This is a genomic window from Leptospira stimsonii, from assembly GCF_003545885.1.
Lineage (GTDB): Bacteria > Spirochaetota > Leptospiria > Leptospirales > Leptospiraceae > Leptospira > Leptospira stimsonii.
Genome location: NZ_QHCT01000004.1, coordinates 83,814 through 96,569 on the forward strand (window position 1 = coordinate 83,814; position 12,756 = coordinate 96,569).

12 protein-coding genes are annotated in these 12,756 nt (G+C 46.5%); all 12 read right to left on the minus strand.

Features of this window, described 5'->3' with window-relative positions; translation table 11 throughout:
* Nucleotides 1-36: 36 nt before the first annotated feature.
* Nucleotides 37-675: an energy transducer TonB gene (locus DLM75_RS14770; RefSeq protein ID WP_118969283.1), complete on the minus strand. Its 639-nt coding sequence runs from the start codon at nucleotides 673-675 to the stop codon at nucleotides 37-39.
* A gap of 18 nt (nucleotides 676-693) precedes the next feature.
* A complete protein-coding gene (locus DLM75_RS14775; RefSeq protein WP_118969284.1) occupies nucleotides 694-1,098 on the minus strand; it encodes an ExbD/TolR family protein in 405 nt (134 codons plus the stop codon).
* Nucleotides 1,099-1,116: 18 nt separating this feature from the next.
* Entirely contained in the window at nucleotides 1,117-1,731 is a 615-nt protein-coding gene (locus tag DLM75_RS14780) for a MotA/TolQ/ExbB proton channel family protein (RefSeq protein WP_118969285.1), read from the minus strand.
* A 65-nt stretch (nucleotides 1,732-1,796) separates the two neighbouring features.
* Complete coding sequence (locus DLM75_RS14785; RefSeq protein ID WP_118969286.1) at nucleotides 1,797-2,315, minus strand: hypothetical protein; 519 nt, start codon at nucleotides 2,313-2,315, stop codon at nucleotides 1,797-1,799.
* Complete coding sequence (locus DLM75_RS14790; RefSeq protein WP_118969603.1) at nucleotides 2,315-4,843, minus strand: TonB-dependent receptor plug domain-containing protein; 2,529 nt, start codon at nucleotides 4,841-4,843, stop codon at nucleotides 2,315-2,317. The genes DLM75_RS14785 and DLM75_RS14790 overlap by 1 nt, the downstream gene beginning before the upstream one ends.
* 11 nt (nucleotides 4,844-4,854) lie before the next feature.
* The gene (locus DLM75_RS14795; protein ID WP_118969287.1) at nucleotides 4,855-5,223 is read right to left on the minus strand and encodes a hypothetical protein; all 369 of its coding nucleotides are present in this window, start codon (nucleotides 5,221-5,223) and stop codon (nucleotides 4,855-4,857) included.
* Nucleotide 5,224: 1 nt separating this feature from the next.
* Nucleotides 5,225-5,869, minus strand: a complete 645-nt coding sequence (locus tag DLM75_RS14800; RefSeq protein WP_118969288.1) for a hypothetical protein — start codon at nucleotides 5,867-5,869, stop codon at nucleotides 5,225-5,227.
* The gene (locus DLM75_RS14805; RefSeq protein WP_118969289.1) at nucleotides 5,838-6,218 is read right to left on the minus strand and encodes an LIC20211 family lipoprotein; all 381 of its coding nucleotides are present in this window, start codon (nucleotides 6,216-6,218) and stop codon (nucleotides 5,838-5,840) included. The genes DLM75_RS14800 and DLM75_RS14805 overlap by 32 nt, the downstream gene beginning before the upstream one ends.
* Before the next feature lie 305 nt (nucleotides 6,219-6,523).
* Nucleotides 6,524-7,573, minus strand: coding sequence for a methylmalonyl Co-A mutase-associated GTPase MeaB (gene meaB / locus DLM75_RS14810; protein WP_118969290.1), 1,050 nt, complete (start codon nucleotides 7,571-7,573; stop codon nucleotides 6,524-6,526).
* Nucleotides 7,574-7,585: 12 nt separating this feature from the next.
* The gene (scpA, locus tag DLM75_RS14815) at nucleotides 7,586-9,784 is read right to left on the minus strand and encodes a methylmalonyl-CoA mutase (protein ID WP_118969291.1); all 2,199 of its coding nucleotides are present in this window, start codon (nucleotides 9,782-9,784) and stop codon (nucleotides 7,586-7,588) included.
* Nucleotides 9,781-11,667 (minus strand): methylmalonyl-CoA mutase family protein, encoded by a 1,887-nt coding sequence (locus DLM75_RS14820; protein ID WP_118969292.1) that lies wholly within the window; start codon nucleotides 11,665-11,667, stop codon nucleotides 9,781-9,783. The genes scpA and DLM75_RS14820 overlap by 4 nt, the downstream gene beginning before the upstream one ends.
* 90 nt (nucleotides 11,668-11,757) lie before the next feature.
* Nucleotides 11,758-12,750, minus strand: coding sequence for a TerC family protein (locus DLM75_RS14825; RefSeq protein ID WP_118969293.1), 993 nt, complete (start codon nucleotides 12,748-12,750; stop codon nucleotides 11,758-11,760).
* Nucleotides 12,751-12,756 lie beyond the last annotated feature (6 nt).

The following is a 12,756-nucleotide window of genomic DNA, read 5'->3' on the forward strand; positions in this document are numbered from 1 at the left end:
AAAGAAACGAAAAAAGACGGCGAGAATATAAGAATTTCAGTCCTCGAGATTAAACGAAATCGGAACTCTATGAGACATTCTTGTAGGACGTCCTTGCACGTAACCCGGACTCCAACGAGCCATCTTTACGATCTTTATCGCGGCCTCGTCGAATCCAAACCCGGCTTTCCCCGAGGCGACCTTCGCTCCTTGAAGATTACCTTGTTCGTCGATCTGAACGATAACGACGACTTGTTTGGATACGATTCCTGCCGACTTCGCCTGGGCCGGAAAAAAATCCCTCAGATCAAAGTCGATGATCGGAGTCGGCGTTTTGTCGCCGTTATACGAAAATAAATATCCGTCCTTATCGGTTCCGTTTCCGGAAAGAGCGTTCGGATTCAAATCTTCGTCGATCGGATCGTCCGCGTTTTGATTGGAACCTTCTACCCATTCTTGTTTTTCAACGGGGGCGGGAGAAGAGGTTCCACCGATCAATTCCGGAGGAATTTCTTCCAAATCGACTTCCACGTCCTGAGCTTCCAAATCATCGGATGAAATTTCCGAGTCCGGAATATAGGTCGCGATAAAATAGGCGCCGATCGTGACCGTATGCAAAACAAAAGACGCGATCAGACAAAATTTGAATAGACCAAACTTGAGGATCTTCTGTTTGATTTCGGGAACGCTTACCATTCTGATTTCCTATTTCGCCTAACGTTTAACCGAAAGGGCGATTTTTGTGACGCCCGCTCTTCGAATCACTCCCATCGTTTCCGCGATCTTACCGTAAGGCAAAGAAGAATCCGCGGAAAGAGTCAGACGCATATTCGGTCTGATCTTAGAATCCCGTTCCAACTGAGCTTTCAACCTTTCGATCGAAGTATCCGCTCCTTCCAAAAGAATTTTACCGTCCTTGGTCAAAGCGACCTGTACGGATTGTGCCACGTTCGGGTCCGCGGCCGCGACCTTCGGAAGATTGATATTGATGGATTCTTTTTTTAAAAAGTTCGCGGTTACCATAAAAATAACCAAGAGCACCAAGATCACATCCACCATGGGAGTGATATTGATATTGCCTATTTCATCTCCGTCGCCGGATGGAGTAGTTCCTGCCATAGTCCCGATCTCCTTGAATTACTTTTTACGAGAAAGGCTTGCAAGAAATTCTCTGGAAAGAATTTCCAAATTGGCCTGAATGACTTTCAGCTTACGAGTAAAATAGTTATTGGCCATTACAACCGGAATCGCAACTCCTAAACCGGCGGCTGTCGCAAGAAGCGCCGTCGAAATACTTCTCATCACGAACTCGGCTCCTGTACTTCCTAACGTTCCCAAACCGTAAAATGCCTTGATCACACCTAAGACCGTACCTAAGAGACCGATAAAAGGGGCGTTGTTTCCCAAAGTATTTAGAATCGAAAGATGATTTTCCAGTTCGATTCTTTCTCCTATGATTCTTCCTTCCTGAAGTTCGGAAAGACCTTCGTGGCCAGCGCTGAAGTTTTCGACGGAGAATTGGGAGAATTTAGCGTAGATATTTCCCGGATTTTCCGCCGCGAGAGATTTGACCGAATCCAAGTTTCCGTTTCTAATTTCGGAGGTAAGAACCGGAAGAATTGCGTCCGTATTTTTTAGATTCTTACGAAAGATGAGAATTCTTTCCGTTCCTACTGCGAGGGCGACGATACTTGCAATCAACATAATAATAAAAATGAAAGTTTCGCCGTATTCAACTAAAAACATGGTCATGATGTGGATCCTCTAATATCTTTATTTTTTAAATCTGGCGACGAAGTCACTCAGTTTTCGATCGTTTATTCGCCTGAAATGCTCACGCAGGTTTTTGTACAAGAAAACGTTCCTGTGGAAAGTCCCGTTATCTGAGACAGACCGCTCTGGTTACAGGTTCCCGCAGAATTTCGATTTGTCCAATAAGACCGATTGCAGTCCATAAGACAAGCCTTCGCTCGAGCCGTAAATTTTACGAATGTCGCCGAGTTCACCAAAGAAGTGCAATAATTCTGATACGTCCCGAGAGTTGCACTCCCGCTAAACAACGTGACGATTCCTGCTTCGGAAAGAGGGGTGGGCAGATCGGGTGCCTGGTCAAGGCAAGTCTTTGCCGCCTGCAAAGAAGAAACACAGGATTGAATCGGATCCGTAGGAGGTAGGAGTAAGTATTGAAGAATCACTCTCTTCTCGTTGTCACGATTGAAACTGTCGTCGTCATTCGGTAGGTTGTTACAGTTCCAAACCCAATGCAAAACAAAAAGAATCACGATCAAATTCGCGATCGATTCTTTCCAATGCGATAATCGATTCTTCTGATTCATCAGAACTTCACCTCGATCCCGATATTGAAGAATGGAATCACGGTTCCACCGGGCAATGTCAGAGTTCCGAATGTTTGACTCGGTTTCGGGTTCGTCGCGGAGAAAGGCCGCGTAACGTCAAAATTTTCTCCGGAAACGTTTTGTCTCATGTATACGTTGATCACTTCAAAGAACGTATTCACGTAACCCCATTCGTAATTTAAGAATCGGTCGAAACGAATGTCCAAACGATGATAATCGGCGAGACGTTTCGTGTTCGTATAATCCGCAAGATACGGATTGTTTGCGGACTGAGGAACCCAAATGATCTGACCGTTCGCCGGATTGGAAAACGCGCCTCCGTCGTCTCCCGTAATCGGAGTAATCGGAGTGGAGGTCAAATACGACCAACGTGCTCCGAACTGCCATTCTTGGCTGAATCTCCAACCGAAAACAACGTTGATGATATGAGTCCGATCGTAATCGTATAACGTTTCCTTCGAGTTATGATACGATTGAGCGAGCAACCTCTGCTCCGGTCCGGTCACAACGGGGGCGAGCAAACCGTCCGGCTTATAAAGATTAGGATTTCTGAATGTTTGAGACCAAGTGTAAGAGATCCAACCGAACCAATCTCTCGTTCCGGGCGCCGCTGTTTTACGAACCACAAATTCATAACCGTGGGAACGACCACTTCCGTTATTGGAATAATTCAAAGGTTTATTGAGAATGTACGGTTGTGTGATTTTTCCGTACTGATCCGGATTGGTTCCTATGATTTCCGTAATATACGGATCGGTTACGATCAAGTTGGAGAATTCTTGTTTAAAAACCTCTCCTTTGACCTGCCAATCGGAAGTGACCTGTTGATCGATCCCTCCGCCGTATTTCACCGCCTTCTGAAATTTCAAATGTGGGTTCCCACTCTGCTCGGAAAATTGAGTGCTCAGAGGGAAGTTATAGTGTTCTCCTCCTCCGCCGAAGATCGTAGTTCCTTTCCCGAGTCCCTCGAATTTGTAGGAGATCTGCGCTCTTGGACCCAAGGCCCCATTCTTAATATAAGGAATATAATCGTATCTTGCACCGGGTTCGATGAGCAATCCGCCGAACTTAAATTTCATCGTAGTGTAAGCGTTGAAATTTTTACTGCGTACACGATTGGTATCGGGAACGGTTCTAAAATCGGGACTCGCCGTATCGTACGGGTTCGGATCCGGATTGTTCGGATCGGTTTGTTGGATCGTAGTACCCGTTGTTTTGTAATTGAGAAAACGAACCTCGGAGCCGAACTCCGCCGAGAAATATTTATTCGGATCCCAATATGCGTCTTGTCGAATGCTGTTGTAAGCGCCCGTGGCTCTCTGTTTCCCTTTGATCGACCCGAGAGAAACGTTCACGTCCGCGAACGGATCATAACTGATGAACGTGATTCGATTCGTGAATTTTTCGGAAGCTCTCCAGGTATAACGGAATGCTTGTGTTCGATAACCCTGACCCGCCGAAAGATTTCCACCCGCAAACGCGGCCAATTGATCCTTGGTAGGATCGTTCTGAGGTTTCGCCGGAGGATTTAAGGAGAAGTCGTCTTTTGCGGTCAAAGAATAGAATGAGATCTGATGCTGATCGTTGAAGTTATAGACCATCTTCACTTGAGAATCCGTATAACGCGGCAAACGAACTCCGTCCGGAAGAAGACTACCTCCGGAAAGATTGCCTAACGTTTCAAACGTCTTGTCGATATAACCAACCTTTACCGCGCCGAGGACGTAACCTTTCCCGCCCGCAAAAGTGGTTTGATAATTTGCGGAAGCCGCCCAGAGCGAAGTCAAAAAATTTCCGGAAGTCTTCTGGACCTTATCTGGAGATTCGATTTCGATCACCCCACCGAGTGCGTTGTTAAAATTAGAAGGAAGAACACCCGTATAAACGTCCATGGACTTGATCAAATTCCCGTTGATCGTCGCGGTCAAACCGTCGAAGTGAAACGGATAAAGAATCGGAAGATCGTCGTAGAGATAAAGGTTCGTATTCGGATCGGCGCCTCGGAACACGTAGTTGCTCGCACCGCCTCCGAAAGCGGAAACGGGAACGACTCCGGGAATCGTTTCGATAGAACGCAAAGGTTCTCCGAAAGTTCCGGGCATCCGTTTGATTTCTTCAAAGCGAAGTTTGGTCCGGGACATGAGTTGTTTTTCCCGTTCACCGGTGACGTTGATTCCGCCCTTCGTTACGCCTCCGGAAACGGAAGCCGGATCGGTGTAAATCAAAACCGTATCCGAAGATTCTCCGACCTCTTGACGAATCTCCTGCATTCCCGTATCTCTCAAGATACGAAACGTATAAGTTCCCGAAGAAGGAACGACCGCTTCGAAGTAACCTTCCGAATCCGTTTGGTAGAATTTTTTGGTCTCCGAAACACGAACGCTTACATTCGATTCCCCGGAATTCTTACTTCGAGAATAAATACGGGCACGAAAGGAAACTTCGGCGAAAAGTTCCCCGGCGGGAAAAGCAAGAAGAATGACTAATAAGTTTCGAATGAGTTTCATCATCTGCCTTTCTATAATTTAGTTTTAACGAACGTCTCTTGAAAGTTGAGATACCAAGGAATATCATCGAGAGGTTTGTCCACGTAAAGCAACACGCAGGCGAACGGATAAGAAACAAAAGGGCATTCCGATCTGGTAATCGCGATGCTACAAAGATCCAAATTCTTTTGTTGAACGTCCTCCACGATGATAGGAAAGGGGACCGGGATCGGAGTTCCACACTTGTTGGCCAAATAACTCGCGGCGGCATAGATTTGGCTTTGTGAATCGTTCGGATGAACCACCTCAGGCCGAACGCAATTTTGAGAGAATAAAATCGCGCCGATAACACACGCAGTTAAGAATGTTCTGAATTTTTGTTTTTTATTATATTCTAACATACTAATTCTTCTTACCGCCGACCGAAATTCCACCCGATTCCTGAGGAGGGTTTGAGGATTTTTTTCCTCCTACGGAAATCCCTCCGGAATCTTGGGAAGAATCCGAAGACTTCTTACCTCCGACGGAAATTCCTCCGGAAGAAGAGGAGTCCGATTCCGCTCTCGTCGAAGCTGGATCCTTCCCGACTTCCAGATCTTTCTTCTGTTGTTCGAGCTTTAGTTTTTCGGCTTCTTCCCGATTTCCGATCACGCTCCCTTTGACTTTCAAAACGGAAACCGTTCCTAAAGGAAACATAACGTGTGTTTCGTGCCAAACTTTGATGTTTACGATACTTCTTCCGCCGGGAACCTTTTGAACCGCTTGGCTCAACGCATAATCTATGCTGATGGGATTGGTAATCGGGATCATACCGAAGACGAAAAACGTGGAGGATTCTCCGATGGATTCTTCCAAAACGTCGTAGCCGGAAGTTCTTATGATCGTCGCCGAATCATACAACCCCGGAGAACGAACTCGACCGCCGGGAGAAAAAAGGGTCGCTCCCATACAATTTGCAAGAGCGGCAAGAAGAAGAGTGGAAAAGATTCCGTTTCCGAAAAAACGAATGATCTTCTTATTTAGTTCTCTTTTTACCGGATTGATCATTGAGTTGATCCTCGAATTTGATCGCTTCTGCGTTGATATGGAGTCTGTTTACGGTAATAAAAAGAAGAATGTATTTGTCCGTCCAATACCGAATGTTGATGAGTGCATCGGCTTCTTTTTCCGTTAACATTGAATTGACGAGTTTGTCGATCGGAGGCTCGGAAAGTGGAATGCCTACGATCGCCATGTCGAACGTGTTCCAACTTTTGTGGCCTTCCACCGGACCGATCACCTTGTATTTGCGATCCGCTACGGGAATATTACTGGTCGCCAGTCCCGCCGAGGAAGTGGCGCAATTTGTAAGAATGAATGAACAAAGAATAAAAGCGAAAATCTGAAACGATCTCATGATACCTGCCTGCAACGGGGTAAATTCAGCATCCTCTGAAAGACCTTTTTTTTGTGGAATCTTCCAATCGGATAATATATCTACCAGATACTATCTGTCAGATATAGGAGCAAGAATAAATTCTCAACCGAAAATTACGAACCGATTTCCTTCAATCATTGTAATCTGCATTTTTAGGAAAGAATGACAAGATCATAGAAAAAAAGTTTCGTTTCTAGAAAAAATATGGTTCGAAAAAAGAAAATTCAAACTCGATTCGAGGAGATTTTGGGGAACAATTCCGATGCAAGAAAGGTCCGCAAAGGCTAATTATGATTTCTTTTTCTATATTCTTGAATTAATTTTTCCGCGGCCTGGAAGGAACTGATCTTGTGTTGACTGACCTTGTCTTCCATATCCTGATAGAGGTCCTTCATTCGGGCATAAAAGTCTCCCATCAAATGTTCGGACACGGTTTCTTCCAGCCAATATTTCGCCTGATCGGTTCTTCGGGTTTCAAAAAATCCGTTGGACTTTAGAGTTTTCTCATATTCTAATATTTGTGTCCAGATTTCCGAGATTCCTTCCTTAGTCACAGCGGAACAGGAAAGCACCTTCGGGGTCCAACCGTTCTCATTGGAAGGAAAAAAATGAATCGCGGATTGTGTTTCTACGCGGGTCAGTTCGGCTCTTGTCTTGTTGTCCCCGTCGGCTTTGGTCACGGCGAAAAGATCCGCCATTTCCATAATTCCTCTTTTGATCCCTTGGAGCTCGTCGCCCGCACCCGCGATCAAAAGAAGTAAAAACAAATCCACCATGGAATGCACGGCCGTTTCGGATTGTCCGACTCCGACGGTTTCGACAAAGATCGTATCAAAGCCTGCGGCTTCGCAGAGATAGATCGTCTCTCGAGTTTTTCTTGCGACCCCGCCCAAAGAATCTCCGGAAGGAGAAGGGCGTATGAATGCGGATTGGTTTTTGGACAACTCGAACATTCTCGTTTTATCTCCGAGAATACTTCCTCCGGAAATCTGACTTGAAGGATCGATAGTCAGGACCGCAAGTTTTTTCCCCTGCGAGATCACGTGCATTCCGAAAGCTTCGATGAACGTACTTTTTCCGACTCCGGGAATTCCTGTGATCCCGATTCGAACCGATTTTCCGGAATTGGGAAGACAAGCGTCGATGATTTTTTCAGCGAGTTCTTTGTGAGCGGGGAGAGAACTTTCCACAAGCGTGATCGCTCGGGCAAGAATCATCTTGTCTCCGGAAAGAATTCCTTTTACAAATTCTTCCGCAGAAGGAAGGGCTTTTCTGCGGATTCCGGTGGATCGGACTCCGCCGGAAGAAACTCCCGATGATTCTAACCCGCTCAAAAAAGATTCTTCCTAAACGTTTACTTTAGAAGATTCTAAATCTTTAATGAGAAGTTCTAAGATATCCGCGGCCGCTTTGGAGATTTTGGTTCCCGGTCCGAAGATTCCAGTCACTCCCGCTTTGTATAGAGTATCGTAATCCTGTTGCGGAATCACTCCGCCGGCGATGACCATGATGTCTTCTCTTCCGAGTTTTTTCAATTCTCCGATGACTTGTGGTACGAGAGTTTTGTGACCCGCCGCCAAACTCGAAACTCCTAAAATGTGTACGTCGTTTTCTACGGCTTGTTTCGCCGCTTCCGCCGGTGTTTGGAAGAGAGGCCCTATATCGACGTCGAATCCCATATCCGCAAAACTCGTGGAGATGACTTTCGCACCTCGATCGTGTCCGTCCTGACCCATCTTCGCGACCATGATTCTAGGACGTCTTCCTTCGAGGGTCGCGAACTTATCCGAAAGTTCTTTGGCCCTTTTGAAATCCGGATCGTCTTCGATTTCGGAAGAATAAACTCCCGAGATCGAACGGATCGTTGCTTGGTATCTTCCGAAAACTTTTTCCATAGCATAGGAGATTTCCCCGAGGGTCGCACGTTTGCGGGCGGCGTCCACCGCCAATGCGAGAAGATTTCCTTCTCCACCGCCGGCGCATTTTGTGATCGCGTCGAGAGCGGCGGTCACGTCGGCTCCGTTTCGATTCTTCTTTAACTCCGCGAGTCTTCGGAGCTGAGATTCTCTCACGGCAGTATTATCGATATCTAATATGTCTAAGGGTTTTTCCTCGACCGCCTTGTAACGATTGACTCCGACGATCACGTCTCTTCCGGAGTCGATCTTGGCTTGTTTGCGCGCGGCGGCCTCTTCGATTCTCATCTTAGGAATTCCGGTTTCGATCGCCTTCGCGATTCCGCCTAACTTTTCGACTTCTTCGATGAGTTCCCAAGCGCGGTGAGCGAGAGAATGAGTGAGAGATTCTACGTAGTAGGAACCTCCCCAAGGATCGACGACGCGGTGAATGTTCGTTTCTTCCTGCAAAAAGATCTGCGTGTTTCTGGCGATTCTCGCGGAGAAGTCCGTCGGAAGCGCGATCGCTTCGTCGAGGGCGTTCGTGTGAAGAGACTGCGTATGTCCGAGCGCGGCCGCCAAGGCCTCGATACAAGTCCTCGCGACGTTGTTAAACGGATCCTGTTCGGTCAAACTCCAACCGGATGTCTGACAGTGAGTTCTGAGCGCGAGAGATTTTTGGTTTTTTGGATTGAATTGTTTTACGAGTTTCGCCCAGAGTAGACGTCCGGCTCTCATCTTTGCGATTTCCATAAAGTGATTCATTCCGATCGCCCAGAAAAAGGAAAGCCGAGGAGCGAATGTATCCACGTCCATTCCCGCTTTGATTCCGGTTCGAAGATATTCGAGTCCGTCTGCGAGAGTGTAGGCGAGTTCGATATCGGCTGTCGCTCCGGCTTCCTGCATGTGATAACCCGAAATCGAGATCGAGTTGAACTTGGGCATAAAGTCCGAAGTGTATTTAAAAATATCGGCGATGATCTTCATCGAAGGAAGAGGCGGATAGATATACGTATTCCGAACCATGAATTCCTTTAGAATGTCGTTCTGAATCGTTCCGGAAAGTTTATCCGCGCTCACACCTTGTTCTTCCGCGGCTACAATATAAAACGCTAATATAGGAACCACAGCCCCGTTCATCGTCATCGAAACCGACATCTGATCCAGAGGAATCTGATCAAAGAGAATCTTCATGTCTAAGATCGAATCGATCGCAACTCCGGCCTTACCGACGTCGCCGACCACACGTTCGTGATCGGAGTCGTATCCTCTGTGAGTCGCCAAGTCGAATGCGACCGAAAGACCTTTTTGTCCGGCCGCTAAGTTTCTACGATAGAATGCGTTGGATTCTTCCGCTGTGGAAAAACCGGCGTATTGACGGATCGTCCAAGGTTGTTGGACATACATCGTGGAATAGGGTCCGCGTAAGTAGGGAGGAATTCCCGCTCCATAGTCGAGGTGTTCCATCCCCGCGAGATCTTCCGCAGTATAAACCGGTTTTACGGGAATCTTTTCGGGAGTGTTCCAGATCTTCGGATCGATGGAACCTAAGCCTAACTCGTCAAGAGCTGACTTTTCCCAGTCGGATTTGGAAACGGTTTTCTTTCCCTGTGACGCATAACGTTTTGGATCAAAACTCGGACGTTTCATTGGATGCCCAGCCTTTTCTGAATGGTTTTCAGAGTTTCTAAATGTTGGGATTTTACGTGGATAAACAATTCGATTCCTTTGGATTTAATGGAATCGATTTGTTCCACCGGATTCCCGGCTACGATTCCTAAAAGATTTGAGTTCTGTTTTTTGAGAACGGAGAAGACAGAATCCACAAGTCCCGAAACCTCTTCGTCACTGGTGCAAAAGACGACGACGTCCGCGTTGTGTTCCTTTAAACCTTGCAAAGCTTCTTCCGGTGTCGCATAACTTCCCGGATCGACCACCTTATAACCGGCGCAGGCAAGAAAGTTTTGGGAGAAGATGGCTCTTGCCTTTTTCATCTTCAAGTCTCCCATCGGAAGCAAAAGTACAGTCGGAGTTTTTCCGTTCTTCTTTGCGAAACCTTCGGTCTTGATACGAATCTCTTCGATTCCGGCTCCGGCTCTGAATTCGGGAATCACTTCGCAGGTAAGTTCTCCCGGGACCGATTCGATCGTTCCCGAAAGTCCGTGAACGTTGAGTTCGCTTACGGAAATTCTATCTTCTCCATTTGGATACTGATTGGTTCCAAGAAGAATTTCTTTTCGGATCGCGAGATTGTCTTCCTTCTTCTTTCTGGATTCGGAGATTTTCTTTTGGACGATTCCTTTTTTTACGGCTTCTAAGAATCCGCCGGCGGATTCGATCTCGCAGAAAATTTCCCAAGCCTTTTTTGTGATCGAATCGGTGAGGGATTCGAGATAATACGAACCCGCGGAAGGATCTACCACTTTGTCCACGTGCGATTCGTGTTTCATGAGGAGCTGGATGTTTCTCGCGATTCTCAGAGAAAAAGAATCAGAAGTTTTTAATATACTATCGTACGGAGAAACGTTGATCACTTCGCATCCGCCGATCGCGGCGGACATAGCTTCCGTCGTCGCACGAAGCATGTTTACGTTTGGATCGTAGGCGCTGTAGTTGTAGCGACAAGTGTGGGCCGATAAAAACGCGTGCAGAGACGATTCTTCTTTGGGTTCGAATTCTTTGAGAATCTCCGCCCACAAAATTCTCGCGGCGCGAAACTTTGCGATCTCCAAAAAGTAATCGGGACCGATGGAGAATTCAAAAATCATCTGAGACGCGATCGTATCCACGGACATTCCCGCTTCTCGAAGTTGTTGTACATACTCCGCTCCAGCGGATAACGTGAAGGCCAATTCTTCGGAGATCGTGGAACCCGCGTCTCGAAAGCTGGAAGAATCAACGCTGAGTCCTCGGAAATGCGGCCAAGAAGAAGCGAATGATTCTAAGATTTCCTTGAGCGCGGAAATCGAATGTTTTCCCGATCTTCCGTGTTTGAGAAGAATCCGAAACGGGTCATAGCCGAGTCCGCCTACGAGAACCTTTCCTTTCGGAAGCCAAGAGAAAATTTCAGGAGATCTTTCTTCCGCGATAAAATGAAGAGTGACTTGATCGAAAGGAAGTCCGTCGATCAGAGCTTCCAAATCCTTGGAAGAATTTACCGGGATTCCTCTTTGCGGAGAAGTTTTGTTTTCGATGATAAATCCGATTGCGGTCACGCCGTTTTTCGCGGCGTCTTTTGCGAGACGATTCGCCTCGGCGATGGAAGAAGAATCAAAGTCCTGACGGATGCTCCAGTCTTGAACGAGCTTTCTTGTGGATCTCGCGAAAGGAAACGTCCCCGGAAGATTAGATGTCAGCCATTGTTTGTCTGCGATATCTTCCTTTGTATAAACGGGTTGGATCTTAAATCCTTCCGTAGTTTCCCAAACCAGTTTTTTCTCAAAGTCCGCGCCCTTGAGATCTTTTTGGATGACCGCCATCCACGCTTCCCGAGTGACCGGGGGGAAGTCGGTAAATAATTTCTCGTTTGCCATTTTGAATGTTTCTCTTTTTTGAAAAGGCCCTACAAAGTTCTCTTTCTAGGGAACCTTGCAAAACCCTGGTGTAAAGTCAAAAACCCATTCTCAATTTCCCTTTTTGGTTTTGAGGTAGTGGGGAACGGACGCCAAAATCGAAAGTGTAAGAGTTCCTACGATCACTCCTAAGGACACAAGGATCGGGATATGAACCTCGTATCCGAAAACGTAAGGTGAAAAAAGAGGAAGAAGAAGTTTTACTCCTACGAAAGCGAGCAAGACACTCACTCCTTTTTTGAGAAACACGAACAGTTCCATCACACCCGAAAGCATAAAGTAGAGGGAACGAAGTCCGAGGATCGCAAAGATATTCGAAGTATATACGATAAACGCGTCGGTCGTGATCGAAAAGATCGCCGGGATCGAATCCAAGGCGAACATGATATCGCTGAACTCGACGACGAGCAACGTGATGAAGGTGGAAGTAAAAAGATAGTTTCCGTGTTCCTTGACTACGAACTTTTCCGGGTGATGCGCGTGTGTCATCGGAAGAAACTTCTTCGCAAACTTGATGATCGGAGAAGATTCGGGATGAAAGTCTTCCTCTTCTTCCTTATGAACATACATCTTCACGGCGGTGTAAAGAAGAAGAATTCCGAAAAGATATAGGATCCAACTGAAAACGGAAATGAGTTCCGCGCCGACAAAAATCATAAAGGCTCGAAAGATCAAAGCTCCGATGATTCCCCATTTTAAAATCAGAGGTTGATACTGAGGAGTGATCCGGAACTTCTGAAAGACCATGATAAAGACGAAGAGATTGTCCACGGAAAGAGAGTATTCTAAAAGATAACCGGTGATGAATTCGAGGGCTTTTGTTTTTCCCGCATCCGGATCGTTCGGGCCGTGATCCATAACGTAGATCAGAATGCTAAACGAAATCGCGAGACTGAACCAGAAAAGAGACCAATAAACCGATTCTCGGAGAGGAATTTTATGGGCTCGTTTGTTGAGAACAAAGAGATCGAGATAGATGAGAAGTCCTAAAACCACCGTAAAGATTCCAATCAGCGTCAATTCTCCGGAGTTTACTTGGTTCATTTATCC

Coding starts and splice junctions, on each gene's coding strand:
- DLM75_RS14775 (WP_118969284.1), bottom strand. CDS start 1,098: ATGGCAGGAACTACTCCATCCGGCGACGGAGATGAAATAGGCAATATC.
- scpA (WP_118969291.1), bottom strand. CDS start 9,784: ATGAAACGTCCGAGTTTTGATCCAAAACGTTATGCGTCACAGGGAAAG.
- DLM75_RS14780 (WP_118969285.1), bottom strand. CDS start 1,731: ATGACCATGTTTTTAGTTGAATACGGCGAAACTTTCATTTTTATTATT.
- DLM75_RS14825 (WP_118969293.1), bottom strand. CDS start 12,750: ATGAACCAAGTAAACTCCGGAGAATTGACGCTGATTGGAATCTTTACG.
- DLM75_RS14790 (WP_118969603.1), bottom strand. CDS start 4,843: ATGAAACTCATTCGAAACTTATTAGTCATTCTTCTTGCTTTTCCCGCC.
- DLM75_RS14785 (WP_118969286.1), bottom strand. CDS start 2,315: ATGAATCAGAAGAATCGATTATCGCATTGGAAAGAATCGATCGCGAAT.
- DLM75_RS14800 (WP_118969288.1), bottom strand. CDS start 5,869: ATGATCAATCCGGTAAAAAGAGAACTAAATAAGAAGATCATTCGTTTT.
- DLM75_RS14770 (WP_118969283.1), bottom strand. CDS start 675: ATGGTAAGCGTTCCCGAAATCAAACAGAAGATCCTCAAGTTTGGTCTA.
- DLM75_RS14795 (WP_118969287.1), bottom strand. CDS start 5,223: ATGTTAGAATATAATAAAAAACAAAAATTCAGAACATTCTTAACTGCG.
- DLM75_RS14820 (WP_118969292.1), bottom strand. CDS start 11,667: ATGGCAAACGAGAAATTATTTACCGACTTCCCCCCGGTCACTCGGGAA.
- DLM75_RS14805 (WP_118969289.1), bottom strand. CDS start 6,218: ATGAGATCGTTTCAGATTTTCGCTTTTATTCTTTGTTCATTCATTCTT.